Raw genomic sequence first — 23902 nt, forward strand, 5'->3', positions numbered from 1 at the left:
CCTTGCGTGCGGACTAGTTCTCGTCGAGGAAGGAGAGATCGCCCGGCTCACCCGGGGAGACGGCCTCGTCGCCACCGAGGTTCGACTGCAGGAGACGGTCGAACTCGCCCGACTCGTGCAGATCGGTCAGCGCCGCGTTGATGGCGTCCGTGCCCTCCTGATCGTCCTTGGCCAGGCCGATGCCGTAGTACTCGTTGGTGAACGGCTCGCCGTCCTGCTCCATCTCGATGACCTTGAACTGGCCCGGGGCCTGCGCGGAGTAGCCGAGCAGGATGGTGGCGTCGGTGGTCATCGCGTCGATGTTGCCCTGGCGCAGCGCCTCGACACAGGAGGAGTAGGTGTCGTACTCCTGCAGCTGGACACCCGGCAGAGCGTCCTTGACCTTCTGCGCCGGGGTGGAACCGGTGACGGAGCAGAGGATCTTGCCGTCGAGGGACTCGAGATCGGTGATCTCGGACTCTTCCTCACGGACCAGCAGCGCCTGGTGGGTGATGAGGTACGGGCCACCGAAGTTGACCGACTCGGAACGGCCCTTGTTGATGGAGTAGGTCGCCGCGATGAGGTCGACCTCACCGTTCTGGATGAGGGTCTCACGCTGTGCGGACGGGGTCTCACGCCAGGTGACGGTCGGAGCCTCCCAGCCGTTCTCCTCGGCGATGTGGTTGACCACGTACTCGGCGACGTCGACGTCCAGGCCGGCCATGGAGCCGTCCGGGTTGCGCAGGCCGAGACCCGGCTGGTCGTACTTGGTGCCGATGGTCACGTCACCCGACTCGATGGCGGCCAGCATGCCGTCACCGCCACCAGCGGAATCACCACAGGCGGCGAGAGTGGCACCGGCGAGGGCGACGGTGGAGGAGATGGCGGCGAGGCGGAAGATGTTGCGCTTCATGGTTCTATTTCCTTGTCTGGTGAGTCTCTGATGAGAATTGATCAGTGGGAGAGGATCTTGCCGAGGAAATCCTTGGCACGATCGGTCTTCGGGTTGGTGAAGAACTCGTCGGGGGTGTCGTCCTCGACGATGGCCCCGTCGGCCATGAAGAGGACCCGGTCCGCGGCGCGGCGCGCGAAGCCCATCTCATGGGTGACCACGACCATGGTTATGCCTTCCTTGGCCAGGCTGGCCATGACGTCGAGGACCTCGTTGACCATCTCGGGGTCGAGGGCGGAGGTCGGTTCGTCGAAAAGCATGATCTTCGGGCTCATCGCCAACGCGCGGGCGATGGCCACACGCTGCTGCTGGCCGCCCGAGAGCTGCGCCGGGTACTTCTCGGCCTGGTTGGCGATGCCGACCCGTTCCAGCAGCTCCATGGCACGCTTCTCGGCCTCGGCCTTCTTCTTCTTACGCACCTTCATGGGGCCGAGGGTGACGTTGTCCTTGATGGTCAGATGCGGGAAGAGGTTGAAGGACTGGAACACCATGCCGACGTCCGCGCGCAGCTTGGCCAGGTCCTTGCCCTCCTCCGGGAGGACGACGCCGTCGATCTCGATGGTGCCGTCCTCGATGGTCTCCAGGCGGTTGATGGTGCGGCACAGCGTGGACTTGCCGGAACCGGACGGGCCGAGCACGACGACGACCTGGCCCCGGGGGACCTCGAGGTTGATGTCCTTGAGGGCGTGGAAATCGTCGAAGTACTTCTGCACGTCCGTCATCCGGATCATGACGTCACGCTGCCCGCCGGTGTTCTCGGGAACACGATCCGATGAAGGTGTGGTCTGGGTCATAGGATGATCTTAGACATAAACCACGCTTGGTCATCCGACTTTCAGTTAACTTTTCAGCAACGGGGCGAAGATTGTTAAGTGCGTGGTTGTTGTGGCGTTGATGTGGCGTTGATGTGGCGTTGATGTGGCGGCCGACGTTTAGGTCCGGACACGCGGCGCCGATACAATGACGTCCCGTGGCACAGCTTGAGACCGATACCCCCCGCACCTATGAAGTGCGCACCTTCGGGTGCCAGATGAACGTCCACGATTCCGAGCGACTCTCCGGGCTCCTCGAGGAGGCCGGGTACGAGGCCGCCGTCGATGAGCAGCCCGACCTCATCGTCTTCAACACCTGCGCCGTCCGCGAGAACGCCGACGAACGCCTCTACGGCACACTCGGCCAGCTCCGCGCCACGAAGCGCGAGCACCCCGGCCTGCAGATCGCCGTCGGCGGCTGCCTCGCGCAGAAGGACCGCGACACCGTGGTCTCCCGCGCGCCCTGGGTCGACGTGGTGTTCGGCACCCACAACATCGGCTCCCTGCCGACACTCCTCGAGCGCGCCCGGCACAACGACGAGGCGCAGGTCGAGATCGTCGACGCCCTCGAGGCCTTCCCCTCCGTCCTGCCCGCCAAGCGCGAATCCGCCTACGCCGGCTGGGTGTCGGTGTCCGTCGGCTGCAACAACACCTGCACCTTCTGCATCGTGCCTTCACTGCGCGGCAAAGAGATCGATCGCCGCCCCGGCGACATCCTCGCCGAGGTGCAGGCGCTCGTCGACCAGGGCGTCACCGAGGTCACTCTCCTCGGCCAGAACGTCAACGCCTACGGCGTCAACTTCGCCGACCCCGGAATGGAACGCGACCGCTCCGCCTTCTCTAAGCTGCTGCGCGCCTGTGGCGAGATCGAGGGCCTCGAGCGCCTGCGATTCACCTCCCCGCACCCGGCCGAGTTCACCTCCGACGTCATCGACGCCATGGCCGAGACCCCGGTCGTGTGCCCGCAGCTGCACATGCCCCTGCAGTCCGGTTCGGACAAGGTGCTCAAGGAGATGCGCCGCTCCTACCGCTCGGCCAAGTTCCTCGGAATCCTCGACGAGGTGCGCACCAAGATCCCGCACGCGTCCATCACCACCGACATCATCGTCGGCTTCCCGGGGGAGACCGAGGAGGACTTCCAGGCCACCCTCGACGTCGTCGAGAAGGCCCGCTTCACCTCCGCCTACACCTTCCAGTACTCCCCGCGCCCCGGCACCCCGGCCGCCACCTACACCGACCAGATCCCCAAGGAGGTCGTGCAGGAACGCTTCGAACGCCTCCTCGCCCTGCAGGAGCGGGTCTCCGCCGAGGAGAACGCACGCCTCGTCGGCACCGAGGTCGAACTGCTCGTCCAGGCCGAGGGCCGCAAGAAGACCGGCCGTATGACCGGCCGCGCCCGCGACGGCCGCCTCGTCCACTTCGCTCCCGTCGGCGCCCTCGACGGCGACATCCGCCCCGGCGACGTGGTCACCACCACCGTCACCGCCTCCGCCCCGCACCACCTGCTTGCTGACTCCGACGTCATCACCCACCGCCGCACCCGCGCCGGTGACATGTCCGCCGCCGGCCAGGTCCCCACCACCGAGCCCATCGGCGTCGGCCTGGGCCTGCCGTCCGTCGGCCGCCCGGTCACACCCCCGGCCGCCGCGGATTCCTGCGGCTGCTGACGTAGGCTCGACACATCACCCCGACACACCAAGGAGCAGACGTGAGCAACGACCATCAGGAGCTGGCCACCCGTGAGAAGCGCGTGGCATCCCGGCTGGATCTGGGAGGCCGGCTGTGGTTCTTCGTCGGGGCGCTCGTGTTGTACGTCATCTCCCTGGTCCTGCCGCAGGCCGGGTCGGTGCGCGGGTACGAGGTGCTGCTGCAGACCTCCGCCGCAGATGACGCCGGCATCAAAATCACCGAGTATGTCTACGCCATCCTCATCTTCCTGGGCATCGGCGTCCTGACGACGCTGACGCTGCTCACCCGCCGCCTGGCCGTGGCGATCCCGGCGTGGATGCTCACCACCGTGGGCCTCGCGTACTCGGTGTTCGCCATGTGGCTGCGCCAGACTCGCTCCAGCGCCGACGACGGCGTCGAGATGAACCTCGGCTTCTGGATCTCGCTCCTCGCCGTCGTGCTCGCCTTTCTCGGGTACGCGACGACGATCTTCCGCCGCAACCCCGAACAGGAGCAGCTCGCGCAGGCCCGCGCCGCCTCCGACAACCTCGACGTCGTCGGCCGCATGCAGCAGCAGGCCAATATCTCCGCCGCGGAGAACCCGCTGCTCGTCGACGACCGCCGGTCCCGCGCGACCGAACGACACAAGAAGGACTGAGTGTCGGGGCGGCGCGTTGCCGCGTACTCCTCTGTCGCAGGTGGGTGGGCGTAACCCCAGGTCGGCTGAGTGCAGCCGGGGAATCGGGGTACGCCGCAACGCGGCCCGTCAGACCCAGGCCAGGCATTCGGCCGTCCACAGGTGGTCCGGGTAGAGCTGCCCCACCAGGGACAGCGCCGCGACGTACCGCTCGATGAGGTCCGCGGCGGTCCCGTTGCGCAGCGTCTCATCACAGACGTGGATGGGCACCAGGCCGTTCATCCGGTAGTCGCGGTGCTGGTCGTACTCCTTGGCCTTCGTCGACTCCGCGTTCTCCGGATCGTGGTACTTCCCGTCGCCGTCGTACTCGATGATGAGCCCCAGCTCGGGGAAGAAGAAGTCGACCCGGCCGATCCACACGTTCCTGCGCGAACTGACATCCGCCTGCTGCCGGGGAGCCGGCAGCCCCATCCGCCACAGCAGGAGCTTCACGTCGGTCTCCCGCGGGCTCTCCGAGCCGATCGACGCCAGCCCGGCCGCCTGCCGCGTCGTCTCGATCCCCGTCACCCCGGCCATCTCCTTCAACCGTGCGGTCAGTTCGTCCCGGGTGAACAGACTCGATTGGAGTCCGTGGTCGAGGGCCCGGACGGCCTGATCGATCGTGGACCAGCGGGCCAGATCCAGGGCCGTGGTGAGGGCATCAGTGACCTGCACCGTCCCGAAGTCGGTCTCTACCTCGACGATGCTGTTCTCGTGGGAACGACCGATCTTCCGGTAGTGCACACGCGCCATCCGCCGCGAGCGCATCGAGGTGGAGGCCAGGTGGATTCTCTCCTTACAAAGGGTCTCGTTGTCCGTGTCGACGGGAAAGCCCCACAGGTGCGCCGCGGAGGTACCCACCACCACCGTGGTCGCGGCAGTGCAGGCGTACGCGACGACGCGTGCCTGCATCTGCTCCTCCCGCCCGAGATCCTCGTACTGTTCCCGTTCCATGAAGAACCCCGGGGCGAGTCGGACGTACTCGTCGTTCTTCCATCCCCGGATGATGTGCTGCCGCTCTGCCCCCGACATCTTCGCAGTCGTGATGACAGGCCCCCCGACCGTGTTCATGCCCCGCAGTGTGGCACGCCCGGGGTGTCGGCGCAGCGTGACCGGGAGACCGCGTACGGACGTACCCCGATCTCCGGCAGCCCCGACGTTTCCCCAGGTGGAATTCCGTCCCCGGAGAAATCGGGGTACGCGACAACGCGACCTACGTGTCCAGCACCTTCTGCCATCCCGAACCACCGGAGATGACACGCCACCCGAGGCGCCGGTTGATGTCGATCATCCACGTGTTGTCCGCGGCGTTGGAGGTGTAGACCCGCGTCGCACCGAGTTCCGCGGCCGCCGCCTGCAGCGCGGCCTTCTTCAGTTCGAGCCCGTACCCGTGGCCGCGGGCCGACGGGGCGATCATCGTGATGCCCTGCTCGGCGATGCCCGGCTCGGAACCGGGGAAGCGGGTGATCTCGCTGATCCCGACGGGCCCGGTGGCGTCGGACAGCACGACCGAGACCACCTCACGACGGGTGGTGCGCACCCGCTCGGCGGCGGCCGCCAGGCGGGCGGTCGTCCAGTCGACGGGGTCGGCGTGCAGGCCGCCGTGCGGGACGTCGACGCTGGCCCGGTGGTAGAGCGCGAGTACGCCCTTCACGAGTCCGGAGGGGAACCGCAGGTCGCGCACGATGTCGACGCGGACGTCGGCGGGCCACGTCGGTTCGCCCCCGATCTCGACCACGCCCTGGATCTCCGCGAGCCCGAGCTCGTAACCGCGGGCACGCAGAAGATCCGCCCAGTCGCCGGTACCCGGAGCCTCGTCAGCGCCGTGCAGCAGCCACGTCTGCACGAGGGAGCGGCCGAGACGCGCGGCCTGGGTCTCGGCGGCGTCGTAGAGCTGCCCGAGCACCGCCCGGCCCTCCGGCTCGAAGGCGGTGCCGGGGAGGGGGAGATGCGCGGCGTCGAGGATGATCTCGGCGTCGGCGACCTGCAGATCCTCGACCAGGGGAGTGCTCAGCAGGAGGTAACCGGCCGGATCCTCGTCTGGTGCGACGAGCGCGAAGGCGTGGGTGTCGTACTCGGTGGAGCCGCGCAGGCGGTGCTGTACGCGCTCGACGGAGGTGGAGGAGGCGGTGTCACCGGTGGTCTCCTGCGCCGCGAGGTTGGCGAGGAAGACGAGGTTGACAACGTCATCGGCCGGTTCCGCATCCGGAACCGGCCGATCAAGACGAACGAGCTGCAACTAGAGATCCTCGACGGCCTTGGCGGCGGCGTCGGCCCACTCCTGCCACTGGGCGGCCTGGCCGCGCAGCTTCTCGGCCTTCTTGGAGTTGCCCTTGGCCTCGGCTGCTTCGGCCTGGGCGGTGAACTCGGCGACCTTGTCGAGGAACTGCTGGGCGCGGGCCTGCGCCTCCGGGTCGGTGCGGCGCCACTGGGACTCCTCCGCCTCGGAGACACGCTTCTCGATCGCCCCGATCTTGTCCTCGTACTCGCGGACCTGGTTGCGCGGGACGTAGCCGATCTCGTCCCACTTCTCCTGCAGCTCACGCAGCTTGGCGCGGGCGCCGTCGAGACCCTTGGCGGGGTCGATCTGGGAGTCGTACTCCGCGAGGAGCGCGTCTTTGGCCTCGGCGTTGGCGACGAACTCCTTGTCGCGCTCGGCGTTGACGGCGTTGCGTGCGTTGAAGAAGTGGTCCTGGGCGGCGCGGAAAGCCTCCCACAGCTTGTCGTCGACGTCGCGCGGGGCGCGGCCGGCGGCCTTCCACTCCTTCATGAGGTCGCGGTAGGCGCGGGCGGTCTCGTTCCAGTCGGTGGAGTCCTTGATGGCCTCGGCACGCTCGACGAGGGCCTCCTTGGCGCGGCGGGCAGCGGCGCGACCCCGGTCGAGTTCGGCGAAGTGGGAGCCGCGGCGGCGGTTGAAGGAGTCGCGGGCGCGGGAGTAGCGCTTCCACAGGGCGTCGTCGGTCTTGCGGTCGATGCCGCGGATGGTCTTCCATTCCTCGAGGATGGCGCGGAGGCGGTCGCCGGCGCCCTTCCAGTCGGTGGAGTTCTCGGCGATCTCCTCGGCCTCCCCGGCGAGGGCCTCCTTGCGGGCGATGGCCTGCTCGCGGCGCTTGGCGCGGTCGGCCTTGGCCTGCTCGCCGGCGGCGTCGGAGTGCTCCATGATGTCGCCGAGGCGTTTGTCCAGGCCGGCGAGGTCACCGATGACGGCGGCGGTCGGCAGGGTCTCGCGCAGGTGGCCGGCGGCCTCCTTGATGGAGGTGGCGTCGTCCGGGTGGGCGGTCAGGCGGGCCTCGAGGAGTTCGACCTCGGTGGCCAGGTCATCGAAGCGGGTGCCGTAGTGGGCGAGTCCCTCCTCGGGGGTGCCGGCCTGCCAGGATCCGATCTCGCGCTCGCCGTCGGCGGTGGTGACGTAGACGGTGCCGTCGGCGTCGACGCGGCCCCACTTGGCGGGGTCGTTCTTCGGCGGGCGGGCGGCGACGGGGGCCGCGGGGCGCGGGGAGGGGGTGGGGCGGTGTCCGCCGCCCGGCAGAGGACCAGGCTTCGGTCCCGGCCGGTGGCCTGGCTTCGGGCCGGGCGTCGGGGACGGCGTCGGGGAGTTGGTCATGTCGATGGTCCTTTGCTTCATGCCGCGCGACACGGCTGCCGATAGTGCTCCAACTAACATACCGCGCACCGTTCGGGCCTGTCAGCAGGAGTCAGTAGGATGTGCCGGGTGAGCCCCAACCTGATCATCATGCCCGCCTCGCCGGCGTTGGTCGCCGAGCTCGCGCCGCGCGATGCGGTCGGCGCGCAGATGGTGTCCCTGGTGCGTTCGCTTGTCGACGCCACCGCCGCCCCCATCCACCTCGTCGCCTCGCGTGACCCGCGGTGGGAGACGGGTGTCGAGGGGTCCTTCCGAGCCTGGGGCGCGCCGCAGGTGACGGTGGGTGAGGGGCGGTTCCTGCCGGAACTGGTGCAGCGGTACGTGCTCGGCGAGGCGGCGTCGCGGGTGGCGTCGGTGCGTGGGGAACTGGGGGAAGTCGAGCCCGAAGCCTTGACTCTCGTCGCGGTTGACGGTTCCGCCGGTCTGACGGAGCGCGCCCCGCTGGCCCTGCTCCCGCAGGCCGCGGCCGCCGACGAGTGGTGCCGCGCGGTGTTGTCCGGCCGGCCGGCGGGGGAGCTGCCGGCCGACGGCGGCGTCCTCGAACCCGGGCTGTGGCATGAGCTCGCGGCACGGGAACCGCAGCACGCGGAACTCCTCCTGGCGGACACGACGCACGGCGTGGGAAGGTACGTGGCGGCATGGCAGATCTGACACCCGTCGCGGTCGTCGGCCCGACGGCCTCCGGCAAGTCGGCGCTCGGCCTCGCCCTGGCCCATGAGCTCGGAGGCGAGGTGGTCAACGTCGACTCGATGCAGCTCTACCGCGGGATGGACATCGGCACCGCGAAGCTCACCGTGGAGGAGCGCGAGGGCATCCCGCACCACCAGCTCGACGTGTGGGACGTCACGGAGACAGCCTCGGTCGCCCGCTACCAGGCTGACGCCGTCGCGGACGTCGAGGACATCATGTCCCGCGGTCGCGTGCCCGTCCTCGTCGGTGGTTCCATGCTTTACGTCCAGTCTCTCCTCGACGACTGGCGGTTCCCGCCGACCGACCCGGCCGTCCGCGCCCGGTGGGAGGAGCACCTGGCGGACATCGGCATCGACGCCCTCCACGCCGAGCTCGCTGCCGTAGACCCGGCGGCCGCCGCCGTCATCGAGGACAAGGATCCCCGCCGCACCGTCCGCGCGCTGGAGGTCATCGAGCTGACGGGGCAGCCGTTCCAGGCCTCCCAGCCGCCGAAGGACGCTCCCCCGCGCTGGGGCACGCGGATCCTCGGCCTGCGCACGCAGGCGGAATGGCTCAACCCGCGCATCGAGCTGCGCACCCGGCAGATGTTCGAGCGCGGCCTCGTCGAGGAGGTCGAGGGGCTGGTCGACGACCACGGGCTCGTCGCCGACTCCACCGCCGGCCGCGCCATCGGTTACGCCCAGGTGCTCGCGGCCCGCGCGGGAGAGCTGACGTGGGAGGAGGCCGTGGAGCGCACCATCACCGGCACGCGCCGCTACGTGCGTCGCCAGCGCTCCTGGTTCAACCGCGATCCGCGGATCACGTGGCTGGCGGCCGAGGCGGATCCGGCGCGCGCCGCTCTGGAAGCACTCTCCTGAGCGGCGGGCCGCGTACGGGCGTACCCCGATTCCTCTACGCCTGAGCAGCGACCTGGGCTTTTCGCGGACCCCGGGACACAGAGGAGTACGCCGCAACGCGGGCGCTCTAGAATCGCTCCGGTGAACACCATCAGCTTCGCCAAGGGCCACGGCACGGAGAACGACTTCCTCATCATCGACGCCACCGTCGACCCCACCGAGGAGCAGGTGCGCGCCCTGTGCGAGCGTCGCGCCGGCCTGGGGGCGGACGGCGTGCTGCGGGTCGTTCGCGCAGACGCCGACGGGCAGTGGTTCATGGACTACCGCAACGCCGACGGCTCCATCGCCGAGATGTGCGGCAACGGCGTGCGCGTGTTCGCGCACTGGTTGCGCTCCCGCGGGCTGGTCGACTCCGACGAGTTCACCGTGGGCACCCGGGCGGGCGACCGCCGCGTGACCGTGCGCGAGTGCTCGGACACCGACGCGGTGGTCACGGTTGAGATGGGGGCCGCCGAGGTCACCGGCCTGTCAACGGCCCGCCTGGGGGATCTCACCGTCGCCGGGCTGGGCGTCGACATGGGCAACCCCCACGTGGCGTGTGTGCTGCCCGGACTCACCCCGGAGTCGCTGCAGGCTATGGCACTTTCGGACCCCGAGTTCGACCGGGAGTTCTTCCCCAGCGGGGTCAACGTGGAGATCCTCACCCCGCTGACCGACGGCGCCGTACACATGCGGGTCCACGAGCGCGGGGTGGGGGAGACCCGCTCCTGCGGCACGGGCACGGTGGCCGCCGCCCGCGCCGCCCTGGCCGACGCCGGGTGGACGGACGGTGAGGTGACCGTCCACATCCCGGGCGGCACGGTGCAGGTGACCATCGACGGTGACCGTTCGACGCTCACCGGACCGTCGCGGATCATCGCGACGGGTGAGGTCACGCTCTAGTAGTCGTGCCCCAGGCGCTGGGCGGCCTGCCGGGCGGCCAGCCACGTCTCCTTGATCTCGAGGGCCCGCATGTCGGTGACCGTCAGGATGGTCTCCAGCTGGGAGACCTCGAGGTTCTCGGCGGCGAGGCGGGCGTCGAGGCGCGAGAGGAAACGGCGCGCGGTGGCGTACTCATGATGGAACGCCGCGATGTCCGGGTCGGTGCAGTCGAGGTCGAGCAGCGCCGGACGGTTGAGGGTGCGGTCCGCGATGGCCTCGGCGTCGGTGCCGGTGGCGAAGCGGTCGAACTCGGCGATGACGTCCTCGATGTCCTCGGCGCTCAGCGTGATGGAGGAGCGCAGGGCGAGGGTCTCGGTGGTGTCGGGACGCCGGCTCATCACGAGCATCGCCACCGCCAGGATCGGCAGGATGAGCAGGAGCCCCTGCAGCCGGAAGATCACCAGGACCGCCACGCAGGCGGCGATGATGAGCAGCAGAATCCACCGCTGCCGCGGGGGATCCGGCTTGATGAGCATCCGGTCCGACATGTGTGCCTCTAGTGGCCGCCGCAGCCGCAGGAGCTGCCGCACCCGCCGCAGCCGCCACCCGACATGGGGGACAGGACGGAGGCGGTGAGCATCGCGGTGCCGGCGACGACGGAACCCTTCTCCGGCAGCTCCGGGCCGTCGACCAGGCAGAGATCGAAGGGGAAGGCGCCGTCGACGGTGGCGTGGATGAAACGCTGGCCGGTGAGCTGGTTGTGGCGGTATTCGGAGTCGAGGATGCGGGCGGAGAAGAACGCGGAGGCGTCCGGGGCGGCGGCACCGGAACCGGAGGTGACCAGCTGCGCACCCTCGGAGACGATCTCGCCGACGACCTGGCCGGAGGCGGCCTCGTAGGCCTCGGGGGACTCGTAGGTGGTGGTGTCCAGGCCGAGGGCGGTGACGCCGATCTGCTGCCAGGTCTGGGTGGGGGCGTCGACAAGCAGTGGGCCCTGGGCCAGGTTGCAGGTGATCGACGACAGGACGGTGCCGTCCGGGGTGACGATCTCACACAGCGCGAGAACGTCGTTGACCATGCTGACGTGGGCGAAGGTCTGGGTGACCGACTCGAAGCCGGCGAAGGTGGCGAACGGCTCGACGGCCAGGATGTTGATCTGGGCGCCCGAGGCGTCCGTGAACTGGATCAGCTGTCCACCCCGGATCTCGCCGGCGACAACCAGCTGATTGGTGGCGATGGCCGCTTCGACGGCGTCCTGCCAGCGGTCAAAACCCAGTCCGATGCTCTTCAGGTCGGTGCTCATGGTTGTTCAGTGTATCGCGGCGGCCCGGTGCTGTTAACTCCGCCTCCGACGTGGAACAATGAACAGAAATGACTGATGTTTCCCAGAACGACCCCAACTCCCACGATGAACTGCTGGCCCGCGCCTTCCGCGACAATGCCCCGCAGCCGACCATCCCGGAGGACCCGGGCACGGATCTCTCCGATCTGCTGACCCCCACCACCGGCGAGCTCGATCTCGCCGAGCGTAACCGCTTCCGCCGCGTCACCCGTGACACCGAGATCCGTTCCCGCGACTCCGAGGACATCACCGAGGTCGAGTACCGCAAGCTGCGCCTCGAACAGGTCATACTCGTCGGCGTGTGGACGGAGGGTACCTCCGCGGAGGTCGACGCGAACATGGCCGAGCTCGCCGCCCTCGCCGAGACCGCGGGTGCCGAGGTCCTCGAGATGCTCTACCAGCGCCGCGACAAGCCCGACCCGGGCACCTACATCGGGTCCGGCAAGGTCGCCGAGCTCAAGGACATCATCGCCGCGACCGACGCCGACACCGTCATCTGCGACGGTGAGCTCAGCCCCGGCCAGCTCGTCGCGCTGGAGACGGCACTGAACACCAAGGTCATCGACCGCACCATGCTCATCCTCGACATCTTCGCCCAGCACGCGAAGTCCAAGGAGGGCAAGGCGCAGGTGTCGCTGGCGCAGATGGAGTACCTCTACACCCGCGTGCGTGGCTGGGGTGGCAACCTGTCGCGTCAGGCGGGTGGCCGCGCCGGCTCCAACGGCGGTGTGGGTCTGCGTGGTCCCGGTGAGACGCGGATCGAGGCGGATCGTCGTCGCCTGCGCCAGGAGATGTCCAAGCTGCGCCGTGAACTGGCGGGGATGAAGACGGCGCGTGAGATCAAGCGTCAGCGTCGTCAGGAGTCGACGATCCCGCAGATCGCCATCGCGGGGTACACCAACGCCGGTAAGTCCTCGCTCATCAACGCGCTCACGGGCGCGGGTGTGCTCGTGGAGGACGCGCTGTTCGCCACCCTGGACCCGACGACCCGGCGCGCCGAGCTCGCCGACGGCCGCGCCGTCGTCTTCACCGACACCGTCGGTTTCGTCCGCCACCTGCCGACGCAGCTCGTCGAGGCCTTCAAGTCGACGCTCGAGGAGGTGCTGGCGGCCGATCTGGTGCTGCACGTCGTCGACGGCTCCGACCCGTTCCCGCTCAAGCAGATCGAGGCCGTGAACAAGGTCATCTACGACATCGTCAAGGAGACCGGCGAGGACGCTCCGCCGGAGATGATCGTGGTGAACAAGATCGACCAGGCCGATCCGCTGGTGCTCGCCGAGCTGCGGCACGCGGTCGATGACGCCGTCTACGTCTCCGCCGTCACCGGTGAGGGCATCCCGGAGCTGGAGGCACGCATCGAGCTGTTCCTCAACTCCCTCGACGCCCATCTCGTGCTGCTCGTGCCCTTCACCCGCGGCGACGTCATCTCACGCCTGCACGAGTACGGCACCGTGCGCTCCGAGGAGTACACCGCCGACGGCACGCTCATCGACGTCCGCCTCCCGCAGTCCATGGCCCGCGAGCTGGCGGAGTTCGCGGTGGAGGGGGAGGCGTCGTAACAACGATCACCGGATGCATGCCATCCGCGCATAGTGTCAGGTCGTCGCCGGTAATTACGAGTCCTCCTCCGCCCGCCGTGCACCCCACGCGAACAGTCGGTTGAACGCCCACCGCGCGAGCGTGAACACGACGAACAGCACCGCCCACGACACGGCGAGCATCCACACCATGGCGATCCAGCCGCCGCCCTCCTGCTCGTACCAGAACCAGGCGGCCAGTGCGGCGCCGATGAGCGAGAAGACGCGGACGCCGTCGCGTCCGAAGGCGAACGGTTGCGTGTCAGGATTCATGCTTATCGACGCTACTGTGTAACCGTGACCATCAAAAGCCTCGGTTGGACCGTCCACGGCGACGGTCGGAAAATTGCCCCCGGCGCGGTCGTCGCACCCGACGAGCGCCTCAGCTGGCCCCGCACCATCGGCATCGGCATGCAGCATGTCGTGGCGATGTTCGGAGCGACCCTCCTTGTCCCCACCCTGACCGGATTCCCCGTTAACACCACCCTGTTGTTCTCCGGTCTGGGCACGATGATCTTCCTGCTCATCACCCGTAACCGCCTGCCCTCCTACCTGGGGTCGTCGTTCGCGTTCATCGCGCCGATGATCGCCAGCCAGCAGCACGGCCCCGGCGCGCAGATCGGTGGCGTGCTGGTCACCGGTGTCGTGCTCATGGCGGTGGGGTTCATCGTCAAGGCGGCCGGCCGGAAGGTCATCGACGCGGTGATGCCGCCGGCGGTGACGGGTGCGATCGTGGCGCTCATCGGCCTCAACCTGGCGCCGGTGGCCACGAGCAACTTCCAGGCGCAGCCGCTGGTGGCGGCGGTGACGATGGTGGCGATCCTCGTGTGCACGGTCGCCGGGCGTGGCATGGTGGCGCGTCTGGGCATTCTCATCGGTGTGGTGGTGGGCTGGGTGTTCGCCACGGTGACGGGCAATCTCGCGGAGGGGGCGGGGGAGACCATCCGGCAGGCCGCGTGGATCGGTGTGCCGCAGTTCCACAGCCCGGAGTTCCACCTGTCGGCGATCCTCGTGACGCTGCCGGTGGTCATCGTGCTCATCGCGGAGAACGTCGGCCACGTCAAGGCCGTCTCGGAGATGACGGGGAAGAACCTCGACGATCTGGCGGGCGACGCCCTCGTCGCGGACGGCCTGGCGACCACGTTGGCCGGTTCCTTCGGTGGTTCCGGTACCACCACGTACGCGGAGAACATCGGCGTCATGGCCGCCACCCGCGTCTACTCGACGGCCGCGTACTGGGTGGCGGCGGCGACGGCGATCGCGCTGGCGTTCATCCCGAAGTTCGGTGCGCTCATCTTCACCATCCCGACCGGGGTGCTGGGCGGCGCGACGATCGTGCTGTACGGACTCATCGGCATGCTCGGTATCCGCATCTGGCAGGACAACAGGGTCAACTTCAACAATCCGGTCAACCTCACGGCGGCGGCGGTGGCGCTCATCGCGGGCATCGGCAACCTGACGCTGAGCATCGGTTCCGTCGAGCTGGAGGGCATCGCCTGGGGTTCGGCGGGCATCATCCTCGCGTACCCGCTGCTCAAGTGGCTCTACATTCACGTCGGTGAAGGCCGGGGCGCCAAGTTCTACAATTAGGTGGCATGACCCGAGAGATCACCGTCCCCGCCCACGCGTTCATCGCCTCGCGTGAGACCGTCTCCGTCGACGAGCTGCCCGCCTTCTTCGACCGCGCCTACCCCCTGCTTATCGACGCCCTGCAGGCGGTCGGGGCGCACCCCGCGGGCCCGGCCCACGCGTACTACTTCTCGCCGCTGACCGAGACCGTCGACATCGCCGCCGCCTTTCCGCTGCACCCCGAGCAGGTGGCCGCCGTGGAGGCCGCGCATCCGGAGCTGGTGCACCACGTTCCGGAGTGCGAGGCGTTCACCACCCGGCACCACGGTTCCTACGACACGTTGGGCCGGACCTGGCAGGAATTGACGGAGGCGGTCAGGGAATCCGGGCGGCCGGCGGGTCCGGTGTGCTGGGAGACCTACGTCACCGAACCCTCCCCGGAGGCGGATCCGGCGGACATGATCACGGACCTCTACGTCACCCTCGCCTGATCCCGCGATTTTCATCACAAACCACCGGGGACTTGGCCCGTGAGGCCGACGGACCACCCGCTCACGGTGGTACAACGGTAGGCATGCGTGTTCCTGTGTATCTCGCCGTCTCCAAGGATGATTACCTCCGCCTGACGGTGACCCCGAACCGGGTGGCGGTCGTCGACAAGCTCATCGAGGCCGGGGATCATCCCACCCTGCGTCTGAGCGACGACTGGTTCATCCTCGATGAGGATCTGCTGCTCACCCATGCCGAGCCGGCGCTCAACGGCGGCGAGATGTGGCAGTACAAGCCGACGCGGAACGCCCTGGCCCCGGTGCAGGTGGCCATGATCGCGGAGGCGCTGGGCGAGGTCGGTGAGCTGACGTACTCGCATGATCTGCCGCCGCTGCAGAAGTTCTTCGCCGAGGCCGCGCAGCGGCACGACGCCATCATCATCGCCTACCAGTAGAACGAGACGACGCCTCCCGGTGGGGACCGGGAGGCGTCGGTGATTCCGGGGACTAGTTGTCCAGGTCGGATTCGATGAGGGCGGCGATCTTCTCGACGGCCTCGGCGTTGTCGGAGGTGACGGTGACCTGGTCGCCCTTCTCGGCGCCCAGCGCCATGATCATGAGGGAGGAGGCGGCGTCGGCCTCCTCGCCGTCCTCGTCGCCGACGAGGGTGAGGATGATGTCGTCGTCGTACTCGCCGGCGGCGTCAGCGACGATGGCGGCGGGGCGGGCGTGCAGGCCGACTGCGGAGCCGACGGTCACGGTCTTGGAAGCCATGGTGGTCCTTTCTTTAACGGGTGATGAACGCCAGTTTAGGCATCCACTGTGGCAGCTGCCACTGCCCGGGAGGGCCAGAACTGCTTGAGCCCGATGACCGCCACCGCGGACACGACCGTACCGGCGATGATGGCCAGCAGGAAGCCCCACCAGGGGTCGATGGCGAAGAGGACGAACACGCCGCCGTGCGGGGCGCGGGACCCCGCTCCGAGGGCCATGGAGACGGCGCCGGTGACCGCGCCGCCAGCCATCATCGAGGGGATGACGCGCAGCGGGTCGGCCGCCGCGAAGGGGATCGCGCCCTCGGAGATGAAGGACAAACCGAGCAGCCACGCGGACTTGCCGTTCTCCTGCTCCGCCGGGGTGAACAGCCGCTTCCGCACCAGCGTGGCCACGGACAGGGCGATGGGCGGGACCATGCCGGCGGCCATGACGGCGGCCATGATCTGCATGGAGGCGGTGTCACCCGTTGACAGGCCGGCGGTGGCGAACAGGTACGCCGCCTTGTTCACCGGGCCGCCGAGGTCGAAGCACATCATGAGGCCGAGGATGATGCCCAGCACCACCGCCGAGGAGCCGGACATCGACGACAGCCAGTCCGTCAGTCCGGTCATGATGCCCTCCAGCGGGCGTCCCAGCAGCAGGAACATGAGCAGTCCGACGACGAGGGAGGTGAGCAGCGGGATGATCACCACCGGCATGAGGGAGGTGAGGATCCGCGGCACCCTCCACGATGCGATCCAGTACGCGATGAGGCCGGCGAGGACACCGGTGACCAGACCGCCGATGAAACCGGCGCCGATGAGCACCGAGATCGCGCCGCCGACGAAACCGGGGGCGATGCCCGGCCTGCCCGCCAGCGAGTACGCCGTGTAGCCGGACAGGGCGGCGACGATGAAGCCCATCGCCATCTGCCCCGTGGCGAAGAGCACCGCACCGAGGTACAGCGCGAGACCGGAGCGGTCGAAGGTGACGGGGGCGCCGTCGACAAGCACCTCGTTGCCGGGCAGGTTGCCCGGCGAGTGCTGCAGCGCGATGGCCTCCCAGCCGTTGGCCATGTCGTACCCGCCGACGAGGAAGCCGAGCGCGAGCAGCAGGCCGCCGGCCGCGACGAACGGGATCATGTACGAGACACCGGTCATCACCGCCTGCTGGATGCGCCGGGCCCAGCCCAGCTCCTGCTTCTTCTCCGCTGTCGACGCCGTGCCGCTCACCCGCCGCGCCTGCGGGTCGCGGGAGGCGGTCACGGCTTCGTCGATCATGACGGCGGGTTCGTTGATGGCGCGCTTGACGGCGGCCTCGATGACGGGCTTGCCGGCGAAGCGCTCGCGGTCGCGCACGCCGACGTCGGTGGCGAAGATGACCGCGTCCGCCTGCCGGATGATCTCCGGGTCGAGGGCGTCGGTGGACGAGGATCCCTGGGTCTCCACGTGGAGTTCGACGTCCGCGCGGGCGGCGGCGGTCTGGGTGAGGGAGTCCGCCGCCATGTAGGTGTGCGCGATGCCCGTCGGGCAGGCGGTGACCGCGACGATGCGGGTCTTCTCCGGCGGGGTGGTCGCGGGGAGATCGCCGATGACGTCGTCGACGGCGGCGACGACCTCCTCCGGGGTGGCGGCGGCGCGGAGGCGCTCGCGGAAGTCGCCGCGCACGAGGGCGCGGGCCAGCTTGGAGAGGATCTTCAGGTGCACCTTGCCACCACCCTCCGGCGCGGCGATGAGGAAGACGAGCTCGGCGTCACCGTCCGGGCCGCCGAAGTCGACGGGGCGCGAGAGACGGGCGAAGGCGAGGGTGGGTTCGGTGACCGCCGCGGACCGGCAGTGGGGGATCGCGACCTGCCCGGGCACGCCGGTGGGGTTCTGGGCCTCGCGGGCGAGGGCGGCGTCGGCAAGCAGGGTGGCGTCGTCGGCACGGCCGGCGGCATGGACGACCCGGGCCAGCCCGGAGATGACGTCGGTGGTGCCTGCGCCGAGGTCGACGTCGAGTCGCACCAGGTCAGGGGAGATGACGGACATGGGTTTCCTTGAGATTCAGTTGCGAGGGGGAGGGGATGGTGGTGCCGGGCAGGCCGGTCGCCGCGGTGCCGTAGGCGACGGCCCGGGCGAGGCAACCCGCCGGGTCCGCACCCTCGGCGCGGGCGATGAGGTAACCCGCCAGGGAACTGTCGCCGGCCCCGACGGTGGACTGCACGTCGACCGGCGGGGGCGTGGCAATCCACGCACCGAATGAGGTGACCAGCACGGCGCCGGCGGGACCGAGGGTGACGAGGACCTCGTCGATACCCCGCGTGACGACGATGCGGGCGGCCTCGACCACGTCGGCGATGTCGCCACGCGCGGCCGCCGCCTCCATCGCCTCGCCGTCCCGGCCGACGAGCTGCCCGAGCTCGAGGCCGTTCGGCTTGATCAGGGTCGGGGCGGCGGTCTCAAGACCCGCGCCGAGGGAGTGCATCGCCCGGTCGGAGGTGTCGACGGCGATGAGCAGATCCGGGTGCGTGGCGCGAACCGTCGCGATGAGCGTGGTGTACCAGTCCTCGGGGACCCCGGGCGGCAGCGAACCGGCCATGACCAGCCAGGACGCGTTGCCGGCGAGGCGGGTGACGGTCTCCTCGATGATGCGGCGGGTCGGCGGTTCGATGGTGGCGCCGTGACCGTTGATCTTCGTGGTCGTGCCGTCCGGCTCGGTGAGGGTGGTGTTGATGCGGACGCCCTCGGACACCGGGATGGAGTGGAAGGGGATCCCCGCCTGGCGGGCCAGCGCGACGAAGGGGTCGTTGCCGTCCGCCGGGAACAGCGCGAGGCTCAGCTTGTCGGCCAGCGTCAGCGCGTGGGTGACGTTGACGCCCTTGCCGCCGGCGACCTGGGAGATGGTTGTGGGGCGGTGGACGAGACCGCGGCGGAGCCTGTCGGCCAGCTGCATCGTGGCGTCGATGCTGGGGTTGGGGGTCAAGGTGAGAATCACGGTGGGCTCCCTGTCCGTTCTGTCCGTTCGGAAAAACTGTGGTCGACGCGGTCAACGTCAGGTCACCGGCCACCCGCGGGGGTGGCGGTCGCCTGAGCTGGATCAATCGTAGGGGGCGGTCGGGTGTTCCCGAGGCACCTGGGGCGCGTCTGCGGCGGGTCGTTACGAAAATGATGACGTAAGTCACACTACATGTCTGGTTGTGACCTCATCATTGTCCGAATGTGTTTGGTTGTCAAGATGGGCGTGTCTGTATCGTTGCTAAAGGGTGGATTTTGTGGTGTTCTGGAGGTCACACGACTTCTGCACTGTGAGATGGGACTACATCGCCATGGCCACTGAATCCACGTTCGTCAAGGGAACCGGCGTCGTCGCCGGAATCGCCTACGCCCCCGCCATCTGGGTCCACGCCCGACCCGAGCTCCCCGAATCCGGGGCCACCGTCGCCGAGGACGCCCGCGACGCCGAGTTTGAACGGTTCACCGTCGCCGCCGACACCGTCGCCGAGCGGCTCACCGCCCGCTCCGAGACCGTCGACGGTGCCGCCGCCGAGGTTCTCAAGGCGACCGTCGGCATGGTCAACGACCGCGGCTGGCGCAAGGCCGTGAAGAAGAACATCAGCGGAGGACACCCCGCCGACTACGCCACCGTGGCCGCCACCCAGAAGTTCGTGGACATGTTCGAGGCCGCCGGCGGGCTCATGGCCGAGCGCACCACCGACCTCAGGGATATCCGCGACCGCGTCATCGCCGAGCTGCGCGGCGAGGACGAGCCGGGCCTGCCGAACATCACCTCGGAGAAGGTGCTCTTCGCCGACGACCTCTCCCCGGCCGACACCGCCACCCTCAACCCGGAGCTCGTCGTCGCCCTGGTCACTGAGCTCGGCGGCCCCACCAGTCACACCGCCATCATCGCCCGCCAGCTCAACGTCCCCTGCATCGTCGCCGCCGGCAAGGGCATCAACGAGATCCCCGACGGCGAGCCGGTGCTCATCGACGGCGCCAGCGGCACCATCACCCTCGACGCCGACGAAGAGTCCGCCCGCGCGGCCGTCGCCTCCTCCCGGGAGCGCGCCGCCATCGTCGCCCAGTGGCGCGGCCCCGCCCAGACGAAGGACGGCCACCGCGTGCAGCTGCTGGCAAACGTCGCCGACGGACAGGCCGCCCGCGTCGCCGCCGACACTCAGGCCGAGGGAATCGGCCTCTACCGCACCGAGATGAGCTTCCTCTCCGCCTCCAAGGAGCCCACCGTCGAGGAACAGGCCGCGGTGTACAGGAAGGTGTTCGACGCCTTCCCGGATTCCAAGGTGGTCATCCGCACCCTCGACGCCGGTTCCGACAAGCCCATCGCCTACGCCAACATGGAGCACGAGGAGAACCCCGCCCTCGGCGTCCGTGGACTGCGCATCGCCTGGGGCAACGACGGCATCATGGTCCGCCAGCTCGACGCCATCGCCCTCGCCGCCGAAGGCCGCGGCGAGGACGCCCCCACCTGGGTCATGGCTCCCATGGTGGCCCGTGAGCGTGAGGCCAAGTGGTTCGCCGAGCTGTGCCGCGAGCGCGGCCTCACCCCGGGCGCGATGATCGAGGTCCCCGCCGCCGCCATCATGGCCGACCGCATCATGCCGCATCTCGACTTCGTGTCCATCGGCACCAACGACCTCACTCAGTACACGATGGCCGCGGACCGCCTCTCACCCTCGCTGGCGTACCTCACCGACCCGTGGCAACCGGCAGTGCTGCGCCTGGTCAAGGAGACCTGCCGCGTCGGTGAGCTCACCGAGACTCCCGTCGGCGTGTGCGGTGAGGCCGCCGCCGACCCGAAGCTGGCGTGTGTCCTGGCCGGACTCGGTGTGACCTCCCTGTCCGCCGCCTCCACCGCCGTGGCCGGCGTCGGCGCCCAGCTCGCCGACCTCGACCTCGCCCAGTGTCAGGAGGTGGCCGAGGCCGTGCTGGACGCCTCCGGCGCCACCGCCGCCCGCGAGATCGCCGCGGAGATGATCCTCGGCTAGATCTCGACAGACAGGAACCCCCGCGCTGCCCCAGGGAGGGGGAGCGCGGGCGTTGCTGTCTGCCGGTCAGTCCTCGGCGATGATGACGTCGACCTCGCGCTCGCGGAGCGCGGTGACGAAGGACTCCGGGGCCGAGGGATCGGTGATGACGACGTCGATGTCGTCGATGCCCGCGAAGCTGACGAGGTAATCGGTGCCCAGCTTCGTGGAGTCGCACAGCACGACCACCTTGTGGGCGTTGGTGACCATCGCCGATTTGATGGCCGCCTCCTGCGCATCGGCCGTCGACAGGCCGTGGTCGAGGGTGAGGGCGTTGGTCCCGATGAAGGCGACGTCGGCGCGCATGAGCGCCAGGGTGCGCAGGGCCGTGTCGCCGACGACGGCCTGGGTGATGGCGCGGACCGAACCGCCGAGCAGCTGCACCTCGTTGAGACCACGGGTGGCCAGGTTGAGGGAGATGGGCAGGCTGTTGGTGACGATCGACCACTGCGAGGCGTTCGGCTGCTCCGCGATGAGGTCGGCGAGGGTGCCGATGGTGGATCCGGCGTCGAGGAACAGGCCACCGTGCGGCTCGGGCAGGTAGCGCAGAGCCGCCCGGGCGATGGCGGACTTGGCGGTGGGCGCGGAGCGGAAACGGGCGTCGAGGGAGAACTCGGTGGTCTGGAACGTTTGGCTGGCGACCGCGCCGCCGTGGACGCGGTGGACGACGCCCTCGCGGTCCAGCACCGCGAGATCACGTCGGATAGTTTCGGCCGTCACATCGAAACGGTTGGCCAACTCGGTGACATTGACCCGCCCCTCGACGGCGGTGAGGGAGGCGATCTGCCGCCTCCGCTCTTCTGCGTACATGGAGTCTCCTCTAACGCCGTGCCCGTGGGAATCGGACATGGATAAATGTCCGTTTCTGCTATTGTCGCAAAATTCGGGTTTACAGGTCAGACGTTCACCTATTGGCCAGCGGCAACGGGGGAGAGACGCGGGTCGAACGAGCGGACTCCACGGCGGACCATGACGCCGTGACATGCCCGTTCGCTTGGGAAGGTGTGACTCTTCGGGGTGGGGAGTGCCCGAACCGGCGGGGGTGGCCGACGGGCGTCAGAGCTTGCGGAACACCGACACAATCTTGCCCATGATCTCCGCCTTGTCACCCGGGATGGGGGAGAAGTCCTCGTTGTGCGGCAGCAGCCACACGCCGGTGGAGTCCTTGTGGAACTCCTTGGCCGTGGCCTCCCCGTCGATGAGGGCGGCGACGAACTCACCCTGCTCCGCCACCGGCTGCGACCGCACGACGACCCAGTCACCGTGCAGGATGCCGGCGTCGCGCATGGACTCACCGTCGATCTGCAGCATGAAGAGCTCGCCGTCGCCGACCAGGTCGGCCGGCAGCGGGTAGTAGTCCTCCACGGTCTGCTCGGCCAGGATCGGCGAACCCGCGGCGATGCGGCCGAGTACCGGGATGAAGTTCGCCGGGCTGGCGTCCTCCGGGGTGGAGGCCGGCTTGGCGGCGGCCTTGCGCCCCGGCTTGCGGGGGGACTCGGTCGAGGGGAGGGTGCGCACGTCGACCGCGCGGGGCTTGTTCGGGTCGCGGCGCAGGAAGCCCTTCTTCTCCAGCTGCTTGAGCTGGTAGGCGACCGAGGAGGTGGACTGCAGGCCCGCGGCATCGCCGATCTCCCGGATGCTCGGCGGGTACCCGCGCAGGACGACGGCGTCCCGGATGACCTCGAGGATGCGTCGCTGGCGGTCGGACAGGGACGACGGGTCCGGCTTGCCCGTCGGGGTGGGGGTTGAGGCTGTCATGGTCGTGCGCTCCTTGTCGGGGCTGGATGCTGGATGGCGTGCTGGACGGTTGTCGAACGGCGGTACGTCAGTGTGCCATTCACCTGATACATGTCTACCACGTCCTGGTACGGATGTTCGACTGATCGCGGGCGAGTGTGGACAAAGTTTCGAACGGCTGCTATAAATCGAACATAGCAGCTAGTTCGAACATGTGAACGGTAGCGCTGTTCGAGTGTGTCGGGTGGCCCCGATATTCTCGCCGCAGACAACGAAAGGACCACATCATGACCATCTTCATCAACGACTCCCATGCAGGTAGCGCCGTCCGAGGTTCGCAGCAGGTCCGTGTTCCGGGAGCTGCTGTCTGGGAGCCCTCCGGTTTCAAGGAGGGTACCGCGGCAGAGCGCGGTGTTCGAACCCTGCAGCCCGCCGATCGAACGCAGCGCCGAGTAATCGACCCCGTGCTTCCACGCCCTAATGCCACGTGGGAGGACCGTGCCCGCCGTCGCCGGGATGTGTGGACGACCTACCTGGTCGGCGCTCTGTTCGGTAGCGCCCTCATCGGTGCCGCCATCCTGGGGGACTCCGGCGAATCCGCCTATCCGGCCCACGCACCCGCCCCGGTGCCGGCTGTCGAAGTCCGCTAGGCGGAGAACCTCACGGGGGTGCAGGGGAGCTTGGGGGCAGGGGTAGGATCGGGGGCTGATCAAAGCTTCGTCATCGGTCCAAGGAAAGGTGGTGACGGCACGCCGTGTACTGCCCGTTCTGCCATCACGATCACTCGCGCGTCATCGACTCGCGCATCATCGACTCGGGGGCGTCGATCCGTCGGCGTCGTGAATGCACGGCCTGTGAAGGCCGTTTCACGACGATTGAGAAGGCCATCCTGCTGGTCATCAAGCGCAACGGCGTCACGGAACCGTTCAGCCGCGACAAGGTTGTTCTCGGTGTCCGTCGCGCCTGCCAGGGGCGTGATGTCTCCGATGACGCGCTCAAGCGCCTGGCGCAGGAGGTCGAGGAGACCGTGCGGTCGCACGGCAGTTCCCAGGTCAACGCCAACGACATCGGCCTGGCCATCCTCGAACCGCTCCGCGTCCTCGACGAGGTCGCTTACCTGCGTTTCGCCTCGGTGTACAAGTCCTTCGAGTCAGCCGAGGACTTCGAGTCGGAGATCCGCCTCATGCGCCGCCGCGCCCGCGAGGAGGCCGCGGCACTCGAGGGCTGACC

At 68.8% G+C, this 23902-nt stretch carries 25 protein-coding genes; 12 read left to right on the forward strand and 13 right to left on the reverse strand.

Annotated elements, in window-relative coordinates; translation table 11 throughout:
- Positions 1-13 precede the first annotated feature (13 nt).
- Entirely contained in the window at positions 14-892 is an 879-nt protein-coding gene (locus tag B9Y70_RS02965) for a glutamate ABC transporter substrate-binding protein (RefSeq protein WP_085548735.1), read from the reverse strand.
- A gap of 41 nt (positions 893-933) precedes the next feature.
- A complete protein-coding gene (gene gluA / locus B9Y70_RS02970) occupies positions 934-1662 on the reverse strand; it encodes a glutamate ABC transporter ATP-binding protein GluA (protein ID WP_085548833.1) in 729 nt (242 codons plus the stop codon).
- A gap of 299 nt (positions 1663-1961) precedes the next feature.
- On the opposite strand from gluA, the gene miaB reads away from it, so the two are divergent.
- Positions 1962-3410 carry a tRNA (N6-isopentenyl adenosine(37)-C2)-methylthiotransferase MiaB gene (gene miaB / locus B9Y70_RS02975; protein ID WP_240309120.1) on the forward strand — a complete coding sequence of 483 codons (1449 nt, stop codon included), beginning with the start codon at positions 1962-1964 and terminating at the stop codon, positions 3408-3410.
- A 41-nt stretch (positions 3411-3451) separates the two neighbouring features.
- Positions 3452-4069 (forward strand): Rv2732c family membrane protein, encoded by a 618-nt coding sequence (locus B9Y70_RS02980; protein WP_085548737.1) that lies wholly within the window; start codon positions 3452-3454, stop codon positions 4067-4069.
- A 108-nt stretch (positions 4070-4177) separates the two neighbouring features.
- On the opposite strand, the gene B9Y70_RS02985 is transcribed toward B9Y70_RS02980, so the two are convergent.
- The 3 genes from B9Y70_RS02985 to B9Y70_RS02995 all read right to left on the reverse strand — a co-directional run bounded on the left by B9Y70_RS02985 (position 4178) and on the right by B9Y70_RS02995 (position 7691).
- Positions 4178-5158, reverse strand: a complete 981-nt coding sequence (locus B9Y70_RS02985; protein WP_143337479.1) for a PDDEXK family nuclease — start codon at positions 5156-5158, stop codon at positions 4178-4180.
- Between the two features lie 142 nt (positions 5159-5300).
- Positions 5301-6326: a GNAT family N-acetyltransferase gene (locus B9Y70_RS02990; RefSeq protein WP_085548739.1), complete on the reverse strand. Its 1026-nt coding sequence runs from the start codon at positions 6324-6326 to the stop codon at positions 5301-5303.
- Complete coding sequence (locus B9Y70_RS02995) at positions 6327-7691, reverse strand: DUF349 domain-containing protein (RefSeq protein ID WP_085548740.1); 1365 nt, start codon at positions 7689-7691, stop codon at positions 6327-6329.
- A 99-nt stretch (positions 7692-7790) separates the two neighbouring features.
- Here B9Y70_RS02995 and B9Y70_RS03000 point away from each other — a divergent pair, with 99 nt between their 5' ends.
- From B9Y70_RS03000 to dapF, 3 genes are all read left to right on the forward strand, one after another.
- Positions 7791-8381 carry a hypothetical protein gene (locus B9Y70_RS03000; protein ID WP_085548741.1) on the forward strand — a complete coding sequence of 197 codons (591 nt, stop codon included), beginning with the start codon at positions 7791-7793 and terminating at the stop codon, positions 8379-8381.
- Complete coding sequence (gene miaA / locus B9Y70_RS03005) at positions 8369-9277, forward strand: tRNA (adenosine(37)-N6)-dimethylallyltransferase MiaA (protein WP_085548742.1); 909 nt, start codon at positions 8369-8371, stop codon at positions 9275-9277. Before B9Y70_RS03000 ends, miaA begins: the two co-directional genes overlap by 13 nt.
- Positions 9278-9406: 129 nt before the next feature.
- Positions 9407-10198: a diaminopimelate epimerase gene (gene dapF, locus B9Y70_RS03010; RefSeq protein ID WP_085548834.1), complete on the forward strand. Its 792-nt coding sequence runs from the start codon at positions 9407-9409 to the stop codon at positions 10196-10198.
- Here the strand turns inward: dapF and B9Y70_RS03015 are convergent.
- Together B9Y70_RS03015 and B9Y70_RS03020 are read right to left on the reverse strand one after the other, a co-directional pair.
- A complete protein-coding gene (locus tag B9Y70_RS03015; RefSeq protein ID WP_162494801.1) occupies positions 10195-10725 on the reverse strand; it encodes a hypothetical protein in 531 nt (176 codons plus the stop codon). The two genes, dapF and B9Y70_RS03015, sit on opposite strands and share 4 nt — an antisense overlap.
- 8 nt (positions 10726-10733) lie before the next feature.
- A complete protein-coding gene (locus B9Y70_RS03020) occupies positions 10734-11480 on the reverse strand; it encodes a hypothetical protein (protein ID WP_085548744.1) in 747 nt (248 codons plus the stop codon).
- 68 nt (positions 11481-11548) lie between these two features.
- Between B9Y70_RS03020 and hflX the strand changes: the two genes are divergently transcribed.
- Complete coding sequence (gene hflX, locus B9Y70_RS03025) at positions 11549-13078, forward strand: GTPase HflX (RefSeq protein ID WP_085548745.1); 1530 nt, start codon at positions 11549-11551, stop codon at positions 13076-13078.
- Positions 13079-13132: 54 nt separating this feature from the next.
- Here hflX and B9Y70_RS03030 read toward each other — a convergent pair whose 3' ends face one another.
- Positions 13133-13369, reverse strand: a complete 237-nt coding sequence (locus B9Y70_RS03030) for a hypothetical protein (RefSeq protein ID WP_085548746.1) — start codon at positions 13367-13369, stop codon at positions 13133-13135.
- Positions 13370-13399: 30 nt separating this feature from the next.
- Here B9Y70_RS03030 and B9Y70_RS03035 point away from each other — a divergent pair, with 30 nt between their 5' ends.
- The 3 genes from B9Y70_RS03035 (at position 13400) to B9Y70_RS03045 (ending at position 15608) form a co-directional block, all read left to right on the forward strand.
- Entirely contained in the window at positions 13400-14686 is a 1287-nt protein-coding gene (locus tag B9Y70_RS03035; RefSeq protein WP_420838425.1) for a uracil-xanthine permease family protein, read from the forward strand.
- A gap of 5 nt (positions 14687-14691) precedes the next feature.
- Positions 14692-15156, forward strand: coding sequence for a GyrI-like domain-containing protein (locus B9Y70_RS03040; RefSeq protein ID WP_085548748.1), 465 nt, complete (start codon positions 14692-14694; stop codon positions 15154-15156).
- An 83-nt stretch (positions 15157-15239) separates the two neighbouring features.
- Positions 15240-15608, forward strand: coding sequence for a hypothetical protein (locus tag B9Y70_RS03045; protein WP_143337480.1), 369 nt, complete (start codon positions 15240-15242; stop codon positions 15606-15608).
- A gap of 52 nt (positions 15609-15660) precedes the next feature.
- Here B9Y70_RS03045 and B9Y70_RS03050 read toward each other — a convergent pair whose 3' ends face one another.
- Genes B9Y70_RS03050 through B9Y70_RS03060 form a run of 3 tightly spaced genes read right to left on the reverse strand, consistent with a single transcriptional unit; the run spans position 15661 to position 18885 of the window.
- Positions 15661-15927, reverse strand: a complete 267-nt coding sequence (locus B9Y70_RS03050; RefSeq protein WP_085548750.1) for an HPr family phosphocarrier protein — start codon at positions 15925-15927, stop codon at positions 15661-15663.
- Positions 15928-15962: 35 nt separating this feature from the next.
- Positions 15963-17939, reverse strand: coding sequence for a PTS fructose transporter subunit IIABC (locus tag B9Y70_RS03055; RefSeq protein WP_085548751.1), 1977 nt, complete (start codon positions 17937-17939; stop codon positions 15963-15965).
- A complete protein-coding gene (locus B9Y70_RS03060) occupies positions 17920-18885 on the reverse strand; it encodes a 1-phosphofructokinase family hexose kinase (RefSeq protein WP_085548752.1) in 966 nt (321 codons plus the stop codon). Before B9Y70_RS03060 ends, B9Y70_RS03055 begins: the two co-directional genes overlap by 20 nt.
- A gap of 331 nt (positions 18886-19216) precedes the next feature.
- Between B9Y70_RS03060 and ptsP the strand changes: the two genes are divergently transcribed.
- Positions 19217-20896 (forward strand): phosphoenolpyruvate--protein phosphotransferase, encoded by a 1680-nt coding sequence (gene ptsP, locus B9Y70_RS03065; RefSeq protein WP_085548835.1) that lies wholly within the window; start codon positions 19217-19219, stop codon positions 20894-20896.
- A gap of 66 nt (positions 20897-20962) precedes the next feature.
- On the opposite strand, the gene B9Y70_RS03070 is transcribed toward ptsP, so the two are convergent.
- Together B9Y70_RS03070 and lexA are read right to left on the reverse strand one after the other, a co-directional pair.
- Complete coding sequence (locus B9Y70_RS03070; protein WP_085548753.1) at positions 20963-21745, reverse strand: DeoR/GlpR family DNA-binding transcription regulator; 783 nt, start codon at positions 21743-21745, stop codon at positions 20963-20965.
- Positions 21746-21991: 246 nt separating this feature from the next.
- Positions 21992-22693 carry a transcriptional repressor LexA gene (gene lexA, locus B9Y70_RS03075; protein ID WP_085548754.1) on the reverse strand — a complete coding sequence of 234 codons (702 nt, stop codon included), beginning with the start codon at positions 22691-22693 and terminating at the stop codon, positions 21992-21994.
- A gap of 443 nt (positions 22694-23136) precedes the next feature.
- Here lexA and B9Y70_RS12600 point away from each other — a divergent pair, with 443 nt between their 5' ends.
- On the forward strand, positions 23137-23322 hold the full coding sequence (locus tag B9Y70_RS12600; RefSeq protein ID WP_143337481.1) for a hypothetical protein: 186 nt from the start codon (positions 23137-23139) through the stop codon (positions 23320-23322).
- 104 nt (positions 23323-23426) lie between these two features.
- Positions 23427-23900, forward strand: coding sequence for a transcriptional regulator NrdR (gene nrdR, locus B9Y70_RS03080; RefSeq protein ID WP_085548755.1), 474 nt, complete (start codon positions 23427-23429; stop codon positions 23898-23900).
- Positions 23901-23902 lie beyond the last annotated feature (2 nt).

Source organism: Corynebacterium pollutisoli, assembly GCF_900177745.1.
In the GTDB taxonomy this organism is placed as follows: Bacteria; Actinomycetota; Actinomycetes; order Mycobacteriales; family Mycobacteriaceae; genus Corynebacterium; species Corynebacterium pollutisoli.